Consider the following 19295-nt stretch of genomic DNA (forward strand, 5'->3'; position numbering starts at 1 on the left):
ACGGATCGTGACCGCGTGGCTGCCCTCAGACGGCGGGCGCCGCCTTGTGGGAGCCGAGGGTGACGCGCTCGCGGCCCCGGCCGGCGACCATGATCGCGACCCCCTCCGCGATCGTCTCGACCGCGAGCATCACGCCCAGCAGCACCAGCGAGCTGTCGAAGAGGTTGAAGAGCACCAGCAGGCCGAGCAGCGTCGAGATGCCGCCGCCGATGACGAGCGGAACCCTCGCCTCCGGCACCTGCACGGCCGCCACCAGGCGGGCGAGGCCGGTGCTGAGGAAGATCGCTCCGGCGACCAGGGTCAGGGTGACGGCGGCCAGCTCGGTGTTGCGGAGGAAGACGATGCCGAGCACCGACAGCGTGCCGCCGCCGAGCAGCGCGGTCCAGAAGCCCTCCTTGCCGATCCGCAGCAGGCTCGCGGTCAGCGTGAACAGACCGGCTGCCAGGATCATCCAGCCGACGAACACCACGGACACGACCGTGGCGAACGCTGCGTGCGCGAGCAGCACGAGGCCGACCACGACCAGTAGCGCTCCGAGCACCAGGTCCCATCCCGTACGTCGCCTCTCCGTGAGCTCCGACATGGTGCGCCTCCCTCCCGCCACCCCTCGGTGACGCCTCCTGCTCCCATGGTGCTCCTCCGGGTGCACCGGCGGCGAGACCCGACGGGCGTGTCTCGTCGTCGTCAGCGACTCACTGCGAGGTCCCACGGCTCGGCCGGGCACGCAGGTGGGCGCGCTCCCCCTGCTTGCCGAACAGGCTGAGCAGCTCGACGGGGCGGTCGCCGACGGCCCCGAACCAGTGCGGGACGCGGGTGTCGAACTCCGCGGCCTCCCCGGGCTCGAGGACGACGTCGTGCTCCCCGAGGACCAGCCGCAGCCGGCCGTCGAGGACGTAGAGCCAGTCGAAGCCCTCGTGGCTCTGCGGTTCCGGCTCCCGGTCACCACCGCCGGCGGGCAGCACCATCTTGTAGGCCTGGATGCCGCCCGCCCGGCGCGACAACGGGACCATCGTCATCCCGTGCGCCTTCACCGGCCGCAGGTGCACCCGCGGGTCTCCGGTGGGCGGGGCGTCGACGAGCTCGTCGAGCGTCACCCCGTGGGCCTGTGCCAACGGCAGCAGCAGCTCCAGGGTCGGCCGCCGCGAACCCGACTCCAGGCGCGACAGCGTGCTCACCGAGATGCCCGTCGTCGCGGACAGGTCCGCGAGCGTCGTGTCGCGCCGTTGGCGCAGCGCCCGCAGGTGCGGTCCGACGGTCGCCAGGGCCTGCTCGAGATCGTCCATGGGGTGAGTTTGCCATATCGGCAACGAATGTTGCGATCCCGGCGGGGAGGACGCACGCTGGGGGCATGGACGACGTGATGCAGGACGAGTACGACGTGGTGGTCATCGGCGGCGGGGCCGCCGGTCTCAACGGGGCGATGATGCTCGGGCGGTCCCGCCGCTCGGTGGTCGTCGTCGACGCAGGCACCCCTCGCAACGCCCCCGCGGCCGCGGTGCACGGGCTGCTCGGCCACGACGGGACTCCCCCGGCGGAGCTGCTGGCGCGCGGCCGGGCCGAGGTGCGGTCCTACGGCGGCCACGTGGTGGCCGGCGAGGCCACCGGGGCGACCCGGGTGCCCGACGGCTTCGAGGTCTCGCTCGCCGACGGCCGTTCGGTCCGCGGCCGCAGGCTGCTGGTCACCACCGGGCTGGTCGACGAGCTGCCCGACGTCCCGGGGCTCCGGGAGCGCTGGGGCCGCGACGTGCTGCACTGCCCCTACTGCCACGGCTGGGAGGTCCGCGACCAGGCGATCGGGATCCTCGCGACCGGCCCGATGGCGACCCACCAGGCCCTGCTCTTCCGCCAGCTGAGCGACGACGTGGTCCTGTTCCTCCACGACGCCCCGCACCCGACCGACGAGCAGGCCGCCCTGCTGGCCGGCCGCGGGATCCGCGTGGTCCAGGGCAGCGTCGTCGGCGTCGAGGTCTCCGAGGACCGGCTGACCGGACTGCGGCTGGCCGACGGCACGGTCGTGGCGCGGGAGGCGGTGGCGCTCGGGACCCGGATGGTCGCCCGCAGCAGCGTGCTCACCGACCTCGGTGTGGCCGTCGCCGACCACCCCTCCGGGATCGGCGTGCACGTCCCCGCCGACCCGACCGGCCGGGCCGGCGTGCCCGGCGTGTGGGCGGCCGGCAACGTCGTCGACCTCGCGGCGCAGGTCGGCGGCGCTGCTGCTGCCGGCGCCTGGGCCGGCGCCCAGGTCAACCTGGACCTCGTGACCGAGGAGGCCGAGCGGGCGGCTTCCGCCCTCGGCGACCTCCCCGTCTGACGCCAGCGCCGGCGCGGCGGTCTGGACCGGGGGGAGTCACCAGGCCCCCACGGTGCTTCACTGGAGGGTCGGGGTGCGGTCCTGCGGCGGGCCTGCGGGGTCGTACTGACTCGGGGGAGGCCGCATGAGCCGGTTCGGTCGGCGCGGGGACCGCGTCAAGCGGGTCTGGGTGCAGAACGTCGACGTCAACGCCCAGCTGCTCACCACCCGGCTCGATGCGCTGCGGGCGCGTCGCCGGGTGCTGCGACGTCGGCTCGAGCGCGGTCGGCGGGGCCGTTCCCGCGAGACGGCCGCGATCATGGCGAGGCTCGACGCCGAGGACGCCGTCGACCTGCGCGCGCGTGGGCTGATCGGCCGGGCCCACGACGCCGCCCACCGCAAGTACCCCGTCCCCAACCCGGTGGTCAACTGGTGGGGCGGCCGGCTGATCGAGGCCGCGTACCAGAACCTGCACACGGCCGAGGCGGTCGCCGCGAGCCTCTACGACTGGGACGACCTCGAGGCCGAGATCCCCGAGGCCATCGCCCGGGTGGAGGCGGGCCTGCAGCGCGACGACCCCCGCCGCGAGGCGGCGCACGCCCTCGGCGAGACCCGCCGCGGCACCGTCCCGCTCGACGCGGCGCGGGCCTCACTCACCAAGGCGATCGAGGTCGGGCACGCGGTCGCCGACCGGGAGCACTCCCGGTTGCGGAGCTTTCGCAACGCCCTGCTCGCGGCCGCCGTGGTGATAGCCCTGCTGCTGCTCCTGTTCGGCCTCTACGTCTGGAACGACCCCGACCGGGTCCCGCTGTGCTGGACTCCCACCCCGGCGGACGGGGAGACCGCGTCCTGGGTCTGCCCCACCGGCGAGGAGCCGATCACGAAGACCAACGAGAACGACCCGCCCTCGGACAAGCACGACATCCTGGTCGTCTTCCTGCTCGGCGTCATCGGCGGCGCCTTCTCGGCCGCGATCTCCATCCGGAGCATGCCCGGCTCCCCCACTCCGTACGGAGTCCCGCTCGCACTCGCCGTCCTCAAGCTGCCGCTGGGCGCCCTCACCGCCCTGGCCGCGCTGATCGCCCTCCAGGGCGACTTCGTGCCGGGCCTGAGCGAGCTGGACTCCCAGGGGCAGATCCTGGCGTACGCCCTGGCCTTCGGCTACGCCCAGCAGCTCCTCAGCGGCCTGCTCGACCGCAAGGCGAACGCCCTCCTGGACGCCGCACCGGGCAAGGACAAGGAGGTCCACTACACGCCGCGACGGACCCCGCCTCCCCCCGAGCCCCGCCGCCGCGCACCAGGGCGACGGGCGGACGCCTAGACCCCTCGCGATGGCAGGAGGGCGCAGGGTCGCGACTAGGCTCGCGAGGTGACGACTTCCCTGGTGCTCGACCACCCGCGGACCTCACCGGCCTGGGTGCGCGGTCTCGACGTCGGCGCGAAGGCGGGCCTGGTGATGCTCCTCGTGGCGGCACTCGTCCGGCCGGACCTCGGCCACATGGAGGACAAGGGCGCCGGCCTACGGGCCATCGGCTACCCCCTCGTCGCCTTCGCCCTGCCGACCTTCTGGGCGCTCAAGCGCGTATCCACCCCCTTTCCGTGGGGAGCCGACCTGCTCGTCACCCTCACCTGCTTCACCGACGTCCTCGGCAACCGGCTCGACCTCTACGACACCGTCGTGTGGTTCGACGACCTGATGCACTTCATGAACACCGGACTGCTGACCGCGGCGGTGCTCCTGCTCACCCTGCCGGCGGGGGCTTCCCTCGGGTCCCTCGTCGAGAGGAGCCTGGCCTTCGGTGCCTCCGCGGCGCTCTTCTGGGAGGTCGCGGAGTTCTACGCCTTCCTCAGCATCTCCCCCGAGCGCGTCACGGCCTACGCCGACACCTTGGGAGACCTCGCGCTCGGCACCCTCGGGGCGCTCGCGGCCGCGCTGGTCGTCCACGCCTCCCGGCGCTCCGCGCGCGAGGTGGCCACCCAGGAGCGACGTCGGCACGGGGTGCTCCTCACGCAGTGACCGGCCCGAGGTCGACGAGCACCGGCCGGTGGTCCGAGGCGGGCTCGTTCCGCCGGGCCAGGGGCTGGTCGCCGATCGAGGCGACCTCGATCCCGCCCGTCGTCGCGCCCACCACGTCGTGGACGAGGGGCGCGCTCACGAGCACGTGGTCGATCAGCTCGCGCCGGCCGCGGTAGACGCGCGACCACCGCTCCTCCTCGTCGATGAACCCGGCGACGTTCCACAGCCGCTGCGCGTCGCCGACGTCCGGCTGGTCGAACCCGCCGGTACCGACCTCCGAGCCTGGCGGGCCGTGCAGGAGCTGGGTGGTGGCCGCCTGCGGAGAGTCGTTGAGGTCGCCCGCGACCACGACGGACGCACCGGGCTCGGCGGTGAGCAGGGCCGTGACGTAGGCGCGGATCCCGGCGGCCTCGGCGGCGCGGCGGTGCAGGGCGTAGACGGCGTACCGTGCTCTCTCGTCCTCGTCGCTCGGGCTGAACCTGCCCCCCGGGAAGCTCAGCAGCTTCGACTTCAGGTGCACCGACACCAGGTCGACGGTACGGCGGTCCAGGCGGAAGCGGGCCCGCAGCCCGGGCCGGCCGAGGGCGTTGATGGTGTGGGCCTCGTCGTCCACCTGGACGGGCGCCAGCCGGTCGGGGAAGTCGCGGACCTGCTCGACGTGGGTGAGGGAGGCACGGGAGACGATCCCGACCCGGATGCCCCGCCCGTCGGGATCGGCGAGCGCGGTGCGCCAGTCGCCGTCGAGGCGGCCGACCAGGTCGGCGAGGGCCGCTGCCGACCCCACCTCCTGCACGGCGAGCACGTCGGGCCCGAGGTCGGTGATCACGGCCGCGAGGCCGTCGAGCTTCGCCTCGTACGCCGTCCGGTGGTCGGGCGCGGTGGGCGCGTCGTCGGGCAGGAAGAGGTTCTCGAGGTTCCACGTGCCGATACGGGTCACGACCCTCCTTCCGGCCGAGCGCGGTGGAGCGGACCTGTCATCGTCCCACGGCGGCACCGTCCCGGGCGGAGCCGACCAGACCAGCCCCAATGACCCGATTCGGGGGAACCGCCCCGCCCGCCGGGCGGCCTAGCGTCACTGTCGGAGCCGAGGAGGACGTGGTGAGGGGACACTGCCGCTGGGCACGGGGGCCGTTGCGACCGGCCGGAGCGCGCCACGACTCGGGGGTCGGCGGGTGTCCGGACCATGGCCCGGCCTGAGCGCGACCCCGTCCGCGAGGCGACCGAACGGCTGCTGGCCGTCCGGCGCCTCGAGCAGGAGCTGCTGGCCCTGGCACGGCGGGCCCGCCGGAAGGCCCCGGAGCTGCACGGCTGGCTGACCATCGAGCAGTTCGCGGTGCTCGACTACCTGCGGGCCTCCAACGGCGTGGTCGTCGACCAGCTCTCGGCCGAGCTCGACGGCTACCCCGCGGTCATCGGCCGGCTGGTGGCGACGTTGGAGAGCAAGGGACTGATCGAGCGGGTCACGGAGTCGGAGGGGCCGGGCGACGTGGTGCTGCGGCTGACCGAGGCCGGGGAGGAGCTCGCCGTCGAGGTGCACCGGTCGCGCCGCCAGGCCGTCACCGAGCGGGTGCACGACTGGACCCTGGAGGACGTCACCACGCTCACCCGGTTGCTGGCCGGCTACAACCGTGGTCGCCCGCCCCGGCCCCGGGGCTGACGAGCAGCCAGGCCGCAGGCCTCCTTCATCGAACCGCGCCTCGCGTCGTACGCCGGCCCGTCGGTGCGCGCCCGGAACGGCGAGCCGGTCGCCTCCGTGGTCACGTCGACGTCGACGCCCCAGGGGGCGACGTCGCGCAGGTGGTCCACGAGCGCGCGTTCCCGCTCGTGCGGCGCGGTCGAGGAACCGGGCACCAGCGCTTGCGGTCGGTCGCGGTCACGGGGTCCTCCTTGCCTCGGCATGGGTGGTCGCCGACGTGGGCAGCGTGTGGGTGTGGGCCGCGGCCGATGCTGCGGCGTCGGCGAGGGTGCCCTTCGCGAGGCGGTGCCGCGCCATCACGAGCGCCATCAGCACGCCGAGGAAGCTGAAGACGGCCATCATCCACGCGGCCGCCGCGAGGCCCGAGGCGAGCGCATCGCCCGCCGCAGCCCCGTCGCCGGTCTGGTTGCCGATCACCGTGCCGTAGATCGTGGCCGCGAGGGCGGTGGCCACGGCCGCGCCGACGTACCTCGCCATGTTGGAGACCCCCGAGGCCGCGCCGACCTGCTCCTCCGCGACGGAGGCGGTCGCCGCCGAGGACGCTGGGCCGTTGGAGAGCCCCATGCCCACGGCGATCGCGACCAGCGGGAGCACGAAGGCGGTGTAGGCCCACGACGCGTCGACCAGGCCGACGACCACGAACCCCGCCGTCGTGAGGAGGAATCCGAGGCCGATCGTCTGCCGCGCCCCGATCTTGGCCGCCAGCTTCGGCACCAGCGGCGCGACGACGACGAGCCCCACGGTCGCCGGGAGCGTGGCGAGGCCGGCTTGGAGCGGACTGAAGTCCAGGGCGGCAGGGTCCTGGAAGTAGAGGCTGAGCAGGTACATCAGGCCGTTGATGGTGCCGGCGCCGATCAGGATCGCGATGGTGGACCCCACGAGCACCCGGTTGCGCAGCAGCGCGAGGTCCAGCAGGGGTACGGGCACCCGGCGCTCGACGACCACGAACGCGTATCCGGCCGCGACGCTCACGGCGAAGCACCCGAGCGTCCTGGCGGAGAACCAGCCCCAGTCGCCGCTCTCGCTGACCCCGAGGATCAGCGGCACCAGGGTGAGGGCGATCAGGGCGGTGCCGGCGTAGTCGATCGAGCGGGGCCGCTCCGGGTCCCGGGACTCGGCCACGGTCGCGTACGTCAGCACCATGCACAGGACCGCGATGCCGGCGTCGATCCAGAACAGGCCCTGCCAGCCGGTCGAGCCGACCAGGAGCCCGCCGACGAGCGGTCCGGCGGCGGCGCCCACGGCTGCGGCCGCCCCCCAGAGGGAGACGGCGCGCAGCTGTGCGTCCCCCTCGTTGGCCACCGACAGGAGGCTGAGCCCGCAGGCGAGGATCGTCGCGCCCGCGGCGCCCTGGATGACCCGGCCCGCGATCACCATCCCGCCCGACCCGGCGAGCGCGATCAGGATGCACGAGGCGACGAACAGCAGCAGGCCGAGCTGGAAGATGCGCTTGCGCCCGAAGACGTCGCCCAGCGACCCCGACGTCACGATCACTGCGGCCCCCACCAGCGAGTAGCCGGTGACGGCCCACTGCAGGGTCGTCACCGACATCCCCGTGTCCTCCGAGATCGCGGGGAGCAGGATGCTGACGGCCGAGGTGTTGGCGTTGACCACCAGCGTGGAGATGCAGGTGGCAGCCAGCACGCCACCCGCCCGGGTCGTGGTGGCCTTCGTGACGTCGCTCATCCGGCCTCCCTTCGACGATGCCGGAGTCGGCGCTGACTGCCGAGGCTAGGCCCGGGCGGGCCCGCCTCACTTCACCCGCCGCGGACGAGCGGTGCAGCCTGGGAGGACGGCGCGGGCTCGCCGACCTTGCGGAACGTGAAGGCAGCGAGCCCGGTCGTCAGCGGGACCGCCGCCACCAGGCCGAGGGTCGCCACCACGCTCCGCACGATCTCCTGCGCGATGACCTGGTCGGTCACGACGCCGCCGAGGGACTCGTTGTTGGCGACGATGAGGATCAGCAGCGGCAGCGACGAGCCGGCGTACGCGAGGATGATCGTGTTGACCACGGACGCGATGTGCGAGCGCCCCACCCGGCTGCCGGCTCGGTAGAGCCGCCCGAAGCCGTACGCCGGGTTGGCCCGTGCCAGCTCGGTGACGGTGGCCGACTGGGTGACGGTCACGTCGTCGAGCACGCCGAGCGAGCCGATCACGATCCCGGCGAGCAGCAGGCCCTGCGTGTTGACGCCCTGCGACATGCCGACGGACGCGGACAGGTCGTCGGTGACGCCCGTCAGGTGCAGCGCGGAGACGGCGACCGCCGACAGCACGCCCGTGAGCGCGAGACTGACCAGGGTGCCGAGCACCGCCACGGTCGTGGACAGGGTGAAGCCGTGCGTCAGGTAGAGCACCGTCAGCATGATCGCCGCGGATCCCACGATGGCCACGAGCAGCGGTGGCTCGCCCGCCAGGATCGCCGGCACCACGAAGAACACGAGCAGCGCGAACGTGACGGCCAGCCCGGCGAGGGCCGTGACGCCCTTCCAGCGACCGAAGGCGACGAGGGCCAGGACGAACGCCGCCACCAGGACCCACAGCTGGGTGGTGCGCTGGTGGTCGACGATCGAGTAGACCGTCCCCTCCGGGTTGCTGCTCTCGATCAGCACCACCTGGTCGCCCTCGGCGACCTCCGGGGCGCCGGTGCCGTTCGGAAGCGCCGTCTCGACCTCCTGCCCCTCGTCGGGCCCGTCGGTGAGGAGCACCCGCGCGGTGCCGCAGCCGTTGACCTCGTCGGGCAGCTCCTCGGGGCACTCCTCCGCGAGCACCGCGATGATCTCGCCGGTGACCTGGTCGGCTCCCGTCCGCTGCTGCTCGGGGAGGCCGTCGCCGGAGGGCCACAGCCACAGCAGGGCCGCCAGCGTGACGACCGCGATGGGCACGATCACCGCCAGCGCGACCCGCCGCATGCGCGCCGGCTCCGGGGCTGCGTGTCGTGCGTGGTGTCCACCCATGGGCTGCGGTCCTCACCAGGTCGGGGTGTCCGGGCTCGGTCGCCGACCCTATCGGCCGTCGACGGCCGGGCCGCCGGTGCGGGGGCCGCCCGGATCGGTGCCACGCACCAGGGCCGAGAAGAGGTCGACGTACTGCTCGAGATGGCGGTCCCCGACGTACTCCTCCAGCACCCGCGCGTGTGCCGCAGCCCCCAGTCGCGCCGCGAGCGCGGCATCCGCGAGGGGCCGGCGCAGGGCCGCTGCGAACTCCTCGATGTCGTAGGGGTCGTCGACGAGGAGACCGTCACGACCGTCGACGATCTGGTCCTGGATGCCACCCAGCCTGCTGGCCACGACGGGTCGTCCCTTCCACAACGCCTCGGTCACCGTCAGCCCGAAGCCCTCCACGAGGCTCTTCTGCACCACGACCGCGGCGTAGCGCTGCAGCGCGTTCACGATGATGGCGTTCTCGTCGACGTCGTCCATCGGGATGCAGGCCAGGTGCACCCGGCCGCGAACGGCCGCGCCCAGGTGGCGCCACTCCTCCCGGCAGTCGGACAGCACCTGCGCGCCCTCGGGGTCGTCGGCCACGCCGGAGACCTCGGGCCCGGCGAGCACGAGGTGCGCGCCGAGGAGGTCGTCGTCCTCGACGGCCCGGACGAAGCCCTCCATCACGCCCGCCATGTCCTTGAGCCGGTCCCACCTGCTCACCTGCACCACGAGGGGTACGTCGGGCGGCGGTGGCCCGGTGTCCTGGAGGAGCCCACCGGACCGGCGGTGGGAGCGTACGGTCCCGGGTGAGCCGTCACGCCGGAGGAAGTCGACCGCGGACTCACGGCCGCCGTCCGTCACCAGGCCCACCCTCGCCAGGATCCCCACCACGAGCTCGGGGGCGAGCGCCATGTTCTTGACCGCGAGCGGGTCGATGGAGGGCGGGATCACCCACAGCGTGTCGTCGTCGACCCAGTCCGGCGCGTACTCCCGCCGTGAGAACACCACGGCCTCCGCGTGGCTCACGTACGGGCGCAGGAAGTCCCATCCCAACCGCGTCACGTCGTCGGCCAGGTCTCGTCCCACGTGGCACCGCCACACGACCCGCGCACCCAGGGCGCGCAGTCCCGCGGCCAGCCCGGCCGTCTGGGGATCGTGGAGCAGCACGATGTCCCCAGGCGACACCTGACCTGCCAGGTCCGCCAGGTTGGCGCGGAGGACCTGCTCGTAGTGGTCGCGCTCGGCCGGGCCGAGCGGCCCCCCGTCCCCCGGCTCACCGTGCAGCACGTTGTGCAGTCGCTTGGTGACGGCGAAGAACTCGGGGTCACCGGCCAGCACCCGCCAGCGGCTCTCGATCCCGGCGCCCTGCGCGTAGGCGAGCAGGGTCTGCAGCATCTCGGCGACCCCGCCACCCCGCGCGGTGGCGTTCACGTGCCACACGACCCGGTCACCGAACGCCGCACGGGCCTGCTCGACCGCAGCCTCGAGCCGCACGACCCGGTCCGCAGGGAGGAGCCCGGCGAGTCGCTCGAGGTCGACCGGCTGGACCCTCACCGCCTCCATGGCTGGACATTGTCCCCGGTCCGGGCTCCTCCCGCCACGGCCGACCGGCGTCAGCCTGCCCGGCAGGGCAGGTCGGGACGTTCGACCCTCCGGGACCTGACCGTGGTCACTGGGTGCGGGGCGGCTCCGCGTACGACGCTGGCACCACACCAGGCCGGGGAGAGGAGGCGCCGTGTTCGCCGTACGCATCCACGGTCGGGGCGGCCAGGGCGCCGTCACCGCGGCCGAGCTGTTGTCCGTCGCGGCGTTCGACGAGGGTCGCCACGCGCAGGCGTTCCCGACCTTCGGCTCCGAGCGAACCGGGGCCCCGGTCGTCTCCTTCTGCCGCATCGACGACCGCCCGATCCGGCTCCGGGAGCCGATCACCGACCCCGACGCGGTGCTGGTGCAGGACCCGACGCTGCTGCACGAGGTCAACCTGTTCGCAGGGCTCGAGCCGGGCGGGTTCCTCCTGCTCAACACCACCCGGAGCGTCGCGTCGCTCGGGCTCGAGGAGCTGGCCGTACGGCTCGGGCCCGCCCACGTCGTCACCGTGCCGGCCACCGAGCTGGCACGCGAGCACCTGGGGCGACCGCTCCCCAACGCCGCCCTGCTGGGCGCCTTCGCCGCCCTCACCGGCGAGGTCTCCCTGGCCGCGGTGTGCGCCGCGTTCCGCGAGCGGTTCCCCGGCGACGTCGGCGAGGGGAACGTGCGGACCGCGGAGGCCGCCCACGAGCACGTCCGGACCACGACCAGGAGGCCGGCCGGTGCCTAGCCAGATCGAGGGTTCCCAGGCCGTGGCCCGCGCCGTCACCCTGTGCCGGCCGCAGGTGATCGCCGCGTACCCCATCTCACCGCAGACCCACATCGTCGAGTCGCTCTCCGACCGGGTCCGCACCGGTGAGCTGGCGGGGTGCGAGTACCTCATGGTCGAGTCCGAGTTCGGTGCGATGTCGGCCTGCATCGGTGCCTCGGCTGCCGGCGCCCGCAGCTACACCGCCACCTCGAGCCAGGGCCTGCTGTTCATGGCCGAGGCGCTGTTCAACGCCTCGGGGCTGGGGCTCCCGGTCGTGATGACGGTCGCCAACCGCGCGATCGGCGCTCCGATCAACATCTGGAACGACCACTCCGACTCCATGGCGATGCGGGACTCCGGCTGGGTGCAGCTCTACGCCGAGTCCAACCAGGAGGCCGTCGACCTGCACGCCCAGGCGTTCCGGCTCGCGGAGACCCTCTCGGTCCCCGTCATGGTGTGCATGGACGGCTTCGTCCTCACCCACGCGTTCGAGCAGGTCGAGCTGCCGTCACAGGAGCAGGTGGACGACTTCCTGTGCCCGTTCGTCCCGCAGCAGGCGCTCGACCCCGACGACCCGGTGACCATCGGGGCCATGGTCGGCCCCGAGGCGTTCGCCGAGGTCAAGTACCTGATGCACGCCAAGCAGGTCGCCGCGCTCGACGAGGTCCCCCGGGTCGCGCACGCGTTCCGGGAGTCGTTCGGACGCCCCTCCGGCGGCCTGCTCAAGCCCTACCGGCTCGAGGACGCCGACACGGTCGTCGTCACCCTCGGCTCCACGCTCGGCACGGTCGAGGAGGTGGTCGACGGGCTGCGGGACGACGGCCTGCGGGTGGGCGCCCTCGGCATCACCTGCTTCCGGCCCTGGCCGCTGACCGAGGTGCGCGAGGCCCTCGGCCGTGCCGCGCGGGTGGTGGTCGTGGAGCGGGCCTTCGCGGTCGGTGCGGGCGGGATCGTCGGACAGAACACGCGCGACGCCCTGCGCGGCCTGCCGGCACAGGTGTACGACGTCGTGGCAGGGCTGGGCGGCCGCCCGATCACCCGGGCCGGCGTCCGCAGCCTCGTGGACGACGTCCTCGGCGACCGGCTCGACCCCACGCGGCTCCACTTCCACGACCTCGACCACGCCCTCGTGCAGCGCGAGCTCGAGCGCTCCCGCCACGGCGCCCGGCCGGGTCCGCACGCCGAGCACATGCTGCGCGCCCTCGGCACCGTCGCGTCCGGCGTCCACGACGGCGCACCCGGGTAGGAGACGACGATGGCGTTCCAGCAGCTCAAGCTCTACCAGACCGGGACCTTCGTGGCCGGCAACCGGCTGCTCGACCCGGAGCAGCGGACGGTCCAGGCGCGGACCGGCCGCTCCAACTCGCTGACCTCGGGCCATCGGGCCTGCCGCGGGTGCGGCGAGGCACTGGGGGCGCGCTACGTCCTGGACGCCGCCATGCGTGCCACGGACGGCCAGCTGGTCGCCGTGAACTCGACCGGGTGCCTCGAGGTGTTCTCGACGCCGTACCCCGAGTCCTCCTGGCAGCTCCCCTGGCTGCACTCCCTGTTCGGCAACGGCCCGGCCGTGGCTTCCGGGGTGGCCGCCGCGCTGCGGGCGCAGGGCCGCGACCACATCCGGGTCATCGGGCAGGCGGGTGACGGCGGCACCGTGGACATCGGCTTCGGGGCGCTCTCGGGCATGTTCGAGCGCAACGACGACGTGCTGTTCGTCTGCTACGACAACGAGGGGTACATGAACACCGGCGTCCAGCGCTCCGGTGCCACTCCCCCGGCGGCCCGCACCGCCAACACCAAGGCGCTCGGACCCGAGCCGGGCAACGCCTTCGGCCAGGGCAAGTTCGTCCCCCTGATCGCGATGGCGCACGAGATCCCGTACGTCGCCACCGCCACGGTCGCCGACCTCCACGACCTCGAGCACAAGGTCGAGACCGCCATGCGCTTCCGCGGTGCCCGCTACCTGCACGTGTTCGTCCCCTGCCCGCTCGGCTGGGGCGCCGCGTCCGAGGACACCGTCAAGCTGGCCCGGCTCGCCAAGGAGAGCGGCCTGTTCCCGGTCCTCGAGGCCGAGCACGGCGAGCTCACCGACGTCTCGCCGATCCGGCGGCAGGTGCCCGTGGAGGAGTACCTCCGGCCCCAGAAGCGGTACGCGCACCTCTTCGGCGACCCCGGTCGCCCCGACGTCGTCGCGCGGCTGCAGGCACGGGCCGACCGCACCATCGCCCGCTTCGGGCTGCTCCCGGAAGGGGAGGACTGATGGACAAGCCGTTCGCGATCACCCTCGACGTCGGCTCGAGCCGGGCCAACAGGACCGGCTCGTGGCGGACGGAGCGGGCCGTCTACACGAACCGGATGCCACCCTGCAACGACGCCTGCCCCGCGGGCGAGGACATCCAGGGCTGGCTCTACGAGGCCGAGGAGGGTGGCGACGGGTACGAGCGCGCCTGGCGCAGGATCATGGAGGACAACCCGTTCCCCGCGATCATGGGTCGGGTCTGCTACCACCCGTGCGAGACCGCCTGCAACCGGGGCGAGCTCGACGAGGCCGTCGGGATCAACTCCGTCGAGAGGTTCGTCGGGGACGAGGCGATCCGCCGCGGCTGGACCGTGGCCGTCGACGTACCTCCCAGCGGGAAGCGGGTCCTCGTCGTGGGGGCAGGACCCTCCGGCCTGGCCGCCGCCTACCACCTGGCCCGGCGCGGGCACGCGGTGACGGTGAAGGAGGCGGGCCCGATGACCGGCGGCATGATGCGCTTCGGCATCCCGAAGTACCGACTCCCCCGCGACGTCCTCGACGCCGAAGTCCAGCGCATCCTCGACCTCGGCGTGACACTGGAGCTGGACGCGAAGGTGACCGACCTGGACGCGCTGCGGGAGGACTACGACGCCGTCTTCCTCGCCGTCGGCGCCCAGCTCGGCAAGCGCGCCTACATCCCCGCGGGATCGACCGCCCACCTGCTCGACGCCGTCAGCATGCTGCGGGGCCTGGAGGAGGGTGAGAAGCCGCTCCTCGGCAGGAGGGTCGCGGTGTACGGCGGAGGCAACACCGCCATGGACGCCGCACGCACGGCCAAGCGGCTCGGCGCCGCCGAGGCGATCGTTGTCTACCGCCGTACGAGGGACCGGATGCCGGCCCACGAGTCCGAGCTCACCGAGGCCGAGGACGAGGGCATCCTCTTCAGGTGGCTCACGACCATCAAGCAGGTCGACGAGGGCAGGCTCGTCGTCGAGAGGATGGAGCTCGACGAGACCGGCTTCCCGCAACCGACCGGAGAGCTGGACGAGCTCGATGCCGACTCGCTGATCCTGGCCCTCGGCCAGGAGACCGACCTGTCGCTGCTCGACGGCGTCCCCGGCCTGGTGGTCGAGGACGGGGTGGTGGCGGTGGGGCCGGACCTGATGACCGGGTGCCCGGGGGTTTTCGCCGGCGGCGACATGGTGCCGTACGAGCGCTCGGTGACCGTCGCCGTGGGCCACGGCAAGCGGGCGGCCCGGCACATCGACGACTGGCTGTCGGGAGCCGCTCCCGAGCCCCCTGCCCGGCCGGCACTGGCCACCTTCGACACGCTGAACACGTGGTACTACTCCGAGGCCCCCCGGTCCCACCGGCCCGTGCTCGAACGGGCGCGGCGCGAGTCGACCTTCGACGAGGTGGTGCTGGGCCACGACGAGGACACCGCCCTCCTCGAGGCTCGTCGCTGCCTCTCGTGCGGCAACTGCTTCAGCTGCGACAACTGCTACGCCATCTGCCCCGACAACGCGGTGATCAAGCTCGGTCCGCCGGGCGACTACCTGATCGACCTCGACTACTGCAAGGGATGCGGGCTGTGCGTCGCCGAGTGCCCCTCCGGCGCCATCCAGATGGTGCCCGAGGAGATCTGAGCCCGCGTCACGACTGCGTCAGCGGCTCGCGTCCGGAGACGACCGGAACCTGGCTGCCCTCCGCCCGTCGTCGCAGCCCGCGCAGCATGCCGGTGGACATCACGTAGTCAGCGGGGACGATCCCGGCGACGTACAGGGCGATGAACCACCGTGGCTCGCCACGTCCACGCACCCGGAGATGGACCCGGGTGCGCCCGCCCGGGAGGTCGGTGAGGGAGAAGCACCAGGTCCAGAGGAACCGGACTCCGTGCGAGCGGTCCCAGCCGGGCGGGATGTGCGTCGTGGACCGCAGCACGAGCACGTGGGGCGGGTCGACCCGGTCGACGACGTACTCAGCGGTGCCCGGCCTGCCGTCCGGGATGCGGTCGCCGGCTGCCAGGTCCCTGACCAACCTGGGGTCCAGCCTCTCGAGGCTGGGCCAGTTGTCGGGGAACAGCAGCCGGTCCACCCACGACGGCGTGTAGAACCCGCCCAGGTGCCATCCCAGCTGGCTCAGCCAGGGCCAGATCCGCTCGGCGGTCGCATCGATCGTGGCCCCGTGATCCATCACCATCTGCGGGCGGCCCACGACCTCGTCACCGGGCAGCGGCGCGCGTCGCTCAGCCGCAGTCGACCCGGACCGCCTTCCCAGCACCTGCAGGGTGGCGTAGCCGAGCAGCGCCGTCACCCCGACGATCGAGGCCGTGCGTGCCATGTCGATCCCCTCCCCGGTCCACGGTCCCGGGACCGTCCTGTCTGCGGCAGGGCCGAAGGGCCCGCCTGGGTCCCGCACCCTGGTCCGGCAACGCCTCGTCGGGACCTTGGACCCCCGGGGAGGGGCACTCCCGACCTGCCGCGGACCACGTCCCGGCCAGTTGGCTGGTGGAAACGCCACCGATGAGGAGAACGAGATGCGCGCTGCCGTCGTCCCCGCCCTGGGAGCACCGCTGGAGGTCCGGGAGGTGGACACGCCACGCCCCGGTGATGGCCAGGTCCTCGTCCGGATCGAGACGAGCGGGCTGTGCCACACCGACATCCACGCCGCCCGTGGCGATTGGCCGGTGAAGCCGAAGGTGCCGCTGATTCCCGGGCACGAGGGGGTGGGCCGGGTGGTCGAGGTGGGTGCCGGGGCCTCCCCGGTCACCGTCGGCGACCGGGTCGCGCTGCCCTGGCTCGGGCACGCCTGCGGCAGCTGCCGGTACTGCGTCGCTGGGTGGGAGACCTACTGCCTGGCGCCGCAGTACATGGGCTACACGATGGACGGCAGCTATGCCGACTACGCCGTCGCGTACGCCAGCCACGTGGTCAGGGTCCCGGACGCCGTGTCCTCCCTCGACGCCGCGCCTCTCACCTGTGCCGGTGTGACCACCTACAAGGCGCTCAAGGTGGCCCGCCCGCAGCCGACCGAGACCGCGATGATCGTCGGCATCGGCGGCCTGGGCCACCTCGCCCTGCAGTACGCCGGCATCTTCGGCACCACGACCGTCGCGGTCGACGTCGAGGACGAGAAGCTGAAGCTCGCGGCGGAGCTCGGTGCCGACCACGTCGTGGACGCGCGCGGCGACCAGGCGGCCGCGCTCGCTGAGATCGGCGGTGTCGACGTCGCCGTGGTCACCGTCCCCTCCCCCGCCTCGATGCGTGCCGCGCACGCCGCTCTCAACCCGAACGGGAGGCTGGTCCTGGTGGGCCTGCCCGCCGACAACCGACTCGAGCTGCCGGTCTTCGAGACCGTGCTCAAGGGCATCTCGGTGATCGGGTCGCTCGTCGGAACCCGCAACGACCTCCGCGAGTGCTTCGAGCTGCACGCGCGCGGGCGCACCCGTGTCGTCGCCGAGACCCGTCGACTCGAGGACGTCAACGCCTGCTTCGAGGAAGTCCTGAGCGGCAAGGTCCCGGCCAGGTTGGTCTTCGACCTCGGAGCATGACGAGCTGCGCTGTGCACCTTTTCGCCCCGAGTCGGGACCAACGACCCGGGACACCCGAGCCGCCGGTCGCGCAGGGTGGAGGTGGCCCGGAAGCGGTCCGTGCCCTGCAGAGGGAGGGTTCCCATGTCCATGCCTGAGGCCCCGACGGCCTATCCCGCGCGACTGGAGGTCGACTACGCCGAGCAGCACGACCGCGTGAAGACGTTCTTCCGGCTCGTGCTCGTCATCCCGATCGCGATCGTCTACGGGGCGCTCACCGCCGGTGCGACCCAGACGGTCTACGAGCAGGGCAGCGAGACGGTGACCACCAGCAGTGGCGGGATCGTCGCCGGGCTGTTCCTGGCGACGCTGCTGATGATCCTCTTCCGGCAGCGCTACCCCCGCTGGTGGTTCGACTTCGCCCTCGAGCTCACCCGGTTCAGCACCCGGATCGGCGCGTACGTCGGTCTTCTCACCGACCAGTACCCGTCGACGGTCGAGCAGCAGGCCGTCCACCTCGACCTCGACTACCCGGAGGTCGAGCGCGAGCTGAACCGTTGGCTCCCCCTGGTCAAGTGGTTCCTCGCGATCCCCCACTTCCTGATCCTGGTCGTGCTGTCGGTGGGAGCCTTCTTCGCCGTCGTCGCCGCGTGGTTCGCCATCCTGTTCACCGGTCGCTACCCGCGCGGCCTGTTCGACTTCGTGGTCGGCGTCAGCCGCTGGTGGCTGCGGGTCCAGGCGTACGCGGTGCTGCTGATCACCGACCGGTACCCGCCGTTCTCCCTCCGGGCCTGAGACCGGCAGGGGGAAGCTCGTGCGAGTGCGGCGGCGCCCGGCCGCCGGCTCAGGAACGGTCGTCGTGTCCGTCCTGCTCCGATGCTCCGCGCTCGTGCTCCCGTCGTGCGGCCGTGGCGAGGAAGGTGTTCAGTCCTGCCCAGAACCTCGACCGGTCCGCGCTGCTCATGGTCTTCCTCTGCACGGCCTCTTCCTGTGCTCGACGCTTCTCGTTCTCGTCCATGGTGCCCCTCGTCTCGCTCCGCCGGTCCACGTCCCGGTCCTTCATCGAGCGTCCCCCTGCCAGACTGCGGCCGGGAGGGCACCTCGGCCGAGAGACGCAGGGCCAAGGTCCTGTCACACCGCCCGGTCCGTCGCTTCCCTGGCGATGGCGTCGTCGACGGTCAGTGCCCCTGACGCCTGGGACACCGAGACGGCGAGCGAGCTGGCCCGCCCGCCACGACCCGACCATCGAAGCGGCTTCATCCGCCACCCGGCTGCGGTCGGCTCCCCCCACCCGAGCCGGAGTCGGTCGTCCACAGATAGGCCGGGAGTGACCCGTGCGACCGTACGACGTCGTCCAGGATCTCGGCGCGCACGTTGACCACCATCAGCCGCTCGCGAGGTGTCGAGGCAGCATCGAGGAGCCGCGTGGACTCCTGCCACTGGCGCCGCAGGGCTTCCTCCAGCGGAGCGGTCGCAGCCGCGTGGGTCTCATGGGGGACCAGAGGCACACGCATCCACCGCGTGATCCGAGCGACCGCCCAGGGACTCGTCAGGGCCAGCAGGACGACCACCCCGAATGACGCAGCCCCCAGCAGCTCCCCCAACCCGGCGTACAGCAAGGGCATCAGACACAGGACCGCACCACCCACCACGGGGCGCCTCACCTGGGGGAGGTCGGACCTGAGGCAGAGGCCCATCACCGCCCCGAAGGTCGCCATCATGAACCCGGAAGCCAGCACGACCTCGAACGGCATGGCCATCAACGTCCCCGCCAGCGCCAGACACGCTGTCAGGACCGTGGCACCTCGCCAGACGGCGTTCCAGACCCTCATGGCAGGCCTTGCCCTTCCGCGCGGCCGACCGGTCGATCGTCGGCAACTGCTTCCATCACGTCCTCCCCAGTGCTCCTCCTTCGAGGCTGGTCGCGACGCGGCGCACCGCACAGGGCCGAAGGCCCGTAGGCGACGGGCCGTTGGCCTCCGGCTCGGGCCGAGTCTCCCTCCCTGGGCCCGGATCGGTGGATCAGGTGATCATCCGGCCGCCGTCGCGCGGTACAGACCTCGGACCGCGTCCCGGGAAGTCGCTGGCTCGGGCGGTCGAGTCATCGGGATCGAGGTCGGCCGGCACCGCCCGCACCTCGGGGATCACTGCGGCTGCCTCGAGCACGTCCCAGGAGGCGTCCGAGGTGATGACGAAGCCTCCCGGGACACCCTCAGGGTCCCCGGGCGCGCAGGGGCCGGGACCGTGGGTGGCGGGAGGGCCGCG

21 protein-coding genes are annotated in these 19295 nt (G+C 72.8%); 10 read left to right on the top strand and 11 right to left on the bottom strand.

What is annotated here, in order from left to right; translation table 11 throughout:
* Nucleotides 1-25: 25 nt before the first annotated feature.
* Together EXE57_RS05475 and EXE57_RS05480 are read right to left on the bottom strand one after the other, a co-directional pair.
* Nucleotides 26-583 (bottom strand): HdeD family acid-resistance protein, encoded by a 558-nt coding sequence (locus tag EXE57_RS05475; RefSeq protein ID WP_135074743.1) that lies wholly within the window; start codon nucleotides 581-583, stop codon nucleotides 26-28.
* Nucleotides 584-692: 109 nt separating this feature from the next.
* Nucleotides 693-1283 (bottom strand): helix-turn-helix domain-containing protein, encoded by a 591-nt coding sequence (locus tag EXE57_RS05480; protein WP_135074746.1) that lies wholly within the window; start codon nucleotides 1281-1283, stop codon nucleotides 693-695.
* A 65-nt stretch (nucleotides 1284-1348) separates the two neighbouring features.
* On the opposite strand from EXE57_RS05480, the gene EXE57_RS05485 reads away from it, so the two are divergent.
* The 3 genes from EXE57_RS05485 to EXE57_RS05495 all read left to right on the top strand — a co-directional run bounded on the left by EXE57_RS05485 (nucleotide 1349) and on the right by EXE57_RS05495 (nucleotide 4307).
* The gene (locus tag EXE57_RS05485; RefSeq protein WP_135074749.1) at nucleotides 1349-2311 is read left to right on the top strand and encodes an NAD(P)/FAD-dependent oxidoreductase; all 963 of its coding nucleotides are present in this window, start codon (nucleotides 1349-1351) and stop codon (nucleotides 2309-2311) included.
* 124 nt (nucleotides 2312-2435) lie between these two features.
* Complete coding sequence (locus EXE57_RS05490; protein WP_135074752.1) at nucleotides 2436-3611, top strand: hypothetical protein; 1176 nt, start codon at nucleotides 2436-2438, stop codon at nucleotides 3609-3611.
* 48 nt (nucleotides 3612-3659) lie between these two features.
* Nucleotides 3660-4307, top strand: a complete 648-nt coding sequence (locus EXE57_RS05495) for a DUF2238 domain-containing protein (RefSeq protein ID WP_135074755.1) — start codon at nucleotides 3660-3662, stop codon at nucleotides 4305-4307.
* On the opposite strand, the gene EXE57_RS05500 is transcribed toward EXE57_RS05495, so the two are convergent.
* Nucleotides 4297-5244: an endonuclease/exonuclease/phosphatase family protein gene (locus EXE57_RS05500; protein WP_135074757.1), complete on the bottom strand. Its 948-nt coding sequence runs from the start codon at nucleotides 5242-5244 to the stop codon at nucleotides 4297-4299. The two genes, EXE57_RS05495 and EXE57_RS05500, sit on opposite strands and share 11 nt — an antisense overlap.
* Before the next feature lie 246 nt (nucleotides 5245-5490).
* Between EXE57_RS05500 and EXE57_RS05505 the strand changes: the two genes are divergently transcribed.
* Nucleotides 5491-5964: a MarR family winged helix-turn-helix transcriptional regulator gene (locus EXE57_RS05505; protein ID WP_135074760.1), complete on the top strand. Its 474-nt coding sequence runs from the start codon at nucleotides 5491-5493 to the stop codon at nucleotides 5962-5964.
* Here the strand turns inward: EXE57_RS05505 and EXE57_RS19925 are convergent.
* From EXE57_RS19925 to EXE57_RS05525, 4 genes are all read right to left on the bottom strand, one after another.
* Nucleotides 5928-6158, bottom strand: coding sequence for a hypothetical protein (locus EXE57_RS19925; RefSeq protein ID WP_208542981.1), 231 nt, complete (start codon nucleotides 6156-6158; stop codon nucleotides 5928-5930). The two genes, EXE57_RS05505 and EXE57_RS19925, sit on opposite strands and share 37 nt — an antisense overlap.
* A 22-nt stretch (nucleotides 6159-6180) precedes the next feature.
* Complete coding sequence (locus EXE57_RS05515) at nucleotides 6181-7689, bottom strand: MFS transporter (RefSeq protein ID WP_135074763.1); 1509 nt, start codon at nucleotides 7687-7689, stop codon at nucleotides 6181-6183.
* A 71-nt stretch (nucleotides 7690-7760) separates the two neighbouring features.
* Nucleotides 7761-8912, bottom strand: a complete 1152-nt coding sequence (locus EXE57_RS05520) for a YibE/F family protein (RefSeq protein WP_135074766.1) — start codon at nucleotides 8910-8912, stop codon at nucleotides 7761-7763.
* Nucleotides 8913-9005: 93 nt separating this feature from the next.
* Nucleotides 9006-10490, bottom strand: a complete 1485-nt coding sequence (locus tag EXE57_RS05525; RefSeq protein WP_167305825.1) for a glycosyltransferase — start codon at nucleotides 10488-10490, stop codon at nucleotides 9006-9008.
* A gap of 172 nt (nucleotides 10491-10662) precedes the next feature.
* Here EXE57_RS05525 and EXE57_RS05530 point away from each other — a divergent pair, with 172 nt between their 5' ends.
* The 4 genes from EXE57_RS05530 to EXE57_RS05545 are packed head-to-tail and all read left to right on the top strand — an operon-like array spanning nucleotide 10663 to nucleotide 15147.
* Nucleotides 10663-11244 carry a 2-oxoacid:acceptor oxidoreductase family protein gene (locus tag EXE57_RS05530; protein WP_135074772.1) on the top strand — a complete coding sequence of 194 codons (582 nt, stop codon included), beginning with the start codon at nucleotides 10663-10665 and terminating at the stop codon, nucleotides 11242-11244.
* The gene (locus EXE57_RS05535) at nucleotides 11237-12511 is read left to right on the top strand and encodes a transketolase C-terminal domain-containing protein (RefSeq protein WP_135074775.1); all 1275 of its coding nucleotides are present in this window, start codon (nucleotides 11237-11239) and stop codon (nucleotides 12509-12511) included. Before EXE57_RS05530 ends, EXE57_RS05535 begins: the two co-directional genes overlap by 8 nt.
* A gap of 9 nt (nucleotides 12512-12520) precedes the next feature.
* Nucleotides 12521-13522 carry a thiamine pyrophosphate-dependent enzyme gene (locus tag EXE57_RS05540; RefSeq protein WP_135074778.1) on the top strand — a complete coding sequence of 334 codons (1002 nt, stop codon included), beginning with the start codon at nucleotides 12521-12523 and terminating at the stop codon, nucleotides 13520-13522.
* The gene (locus EXE57_RS05545; protein ID WP_208542982.1) at nucleotides 13522-15147 is read left to right on the top strand and encodes an NAD(P)-binding protein; all 1626 of its coding nucleotides are present in this window, start codon (nucleotides 13522-13524) and stop codon (nucleotides 15145-15147) included. Before EXE57_RS05540 ends, EXE57_RS05545 begins: the two co-directional genes overlap by 1 nt.
* A 7-nt stretch (nucleotides 15148-15154) precedes the next feature.
* Here the strand turns inward: EXE57_RS05545 and EXE57_RS05550 are convergent, their stop codons facing one another.
* Nucleotides 15155-15841 (bottom strand): SRPBCC family protein, encoded by a 687-nt coding sequence (locus EXE57_RS05550; RefSeq protein ID WP_135074784.1) that lies wholly within the window; start codon nucleotides 15839-15841, stop codon nucleotides 15155-15157.
* A gap of 196 nt (nucleotides 15842-16037) precedes the next feature.
* On the opposite strand from EXE57_RS05550, the gene EXE57_RS05555 reads away from it, so the two are divergent.
* Together EXE57_RS05555 and EXE57_RS05560 are read left to right on the top strand one after the other, a co-directional pair.
* On the top strand, nucleotides 16038-17051 hold the full coding sequence (locus EXE57_RS05555; protein WP_135074787.1) for a zinc-dependent alcohol dehydrogenase: 1014 nt from the start codon (nucleotides 16038-16040) through the stop codon (nucleotides 17049-17051).
* Nucleotides 17052-17174: 123 nt separating this feature from the next.
* Nucleotides 17175-17825, top strand: coding sequence for a DUF4389 domain-containing protein (locus tag EXE57_RS05560; RefSeq protein ID WP_208542983.1), 651 nt, complete (start codon nucleotides 17175-17177; stop codon nucleotides 17823-17825).
* Between the two features lie 49 nt (nucleotides 17826-17874).
* On the opposite strand, the gene EXE57_RS19640 is transcribed toward EXE57_RS05560, so the two are convergent.
* The 3 genes from EXE57_RS19640 to EXE57_RS20315 all read right to left on the bottom strand — a co-directional run bounded on the left by EXE57_RS19640 (nucleotide 17875) and on the right by EXE57_RS20315 (nucleotide 19178).
* Nucleotides 17875-18048 carry a hypothetical protein gene (locus EXE57_RS19640; protein ID WP_167305826.1) on the bottom strand — a complete coding sequence of 58 codons (174 nt, stop codon included), beginning with the start codon at nucleotides 18046-18048 and terminating at the stop codon, nucleotides 17875-17877.
* Nucleotides 18049-18286: 238 nt separating this feature from the next.
* Nucleotides 18287-18784, bottom strand: coding sequence for a hypothetical protein (locus tag EXE57_RS05565; RefSeq protein WP_135074793.1), 498 nt, complete (start codon nucleotides 18782-18784; stop codon nucleotides 18287-18289).
* A gap of 268 nt (nucleotides 18785-19052) precedes the next feature.
* Nucleotides 19053-19178, bottom strand: coding sequence for a hypothetical protein (locus tag EXE57_RS20315; protein WP_279633191.1), 126 nt, complete (start codon nucleotides 19176-19178; stop codon nucleotides 19053-19055).
* Nucleotides 19179-19295 lie beyond the last annotated feature (117 nt).

Source organism: Nocardioides euryhalodurans, from assembly GCF_004564375.1.
Taxonomy (GTDB): domain Bacteria; phylum Actinomycetota; class Actinomycetes; order Propionibacteriales; family Nocardioidaceae; genus Nocardioides; species Nocardioides euryhalodurans.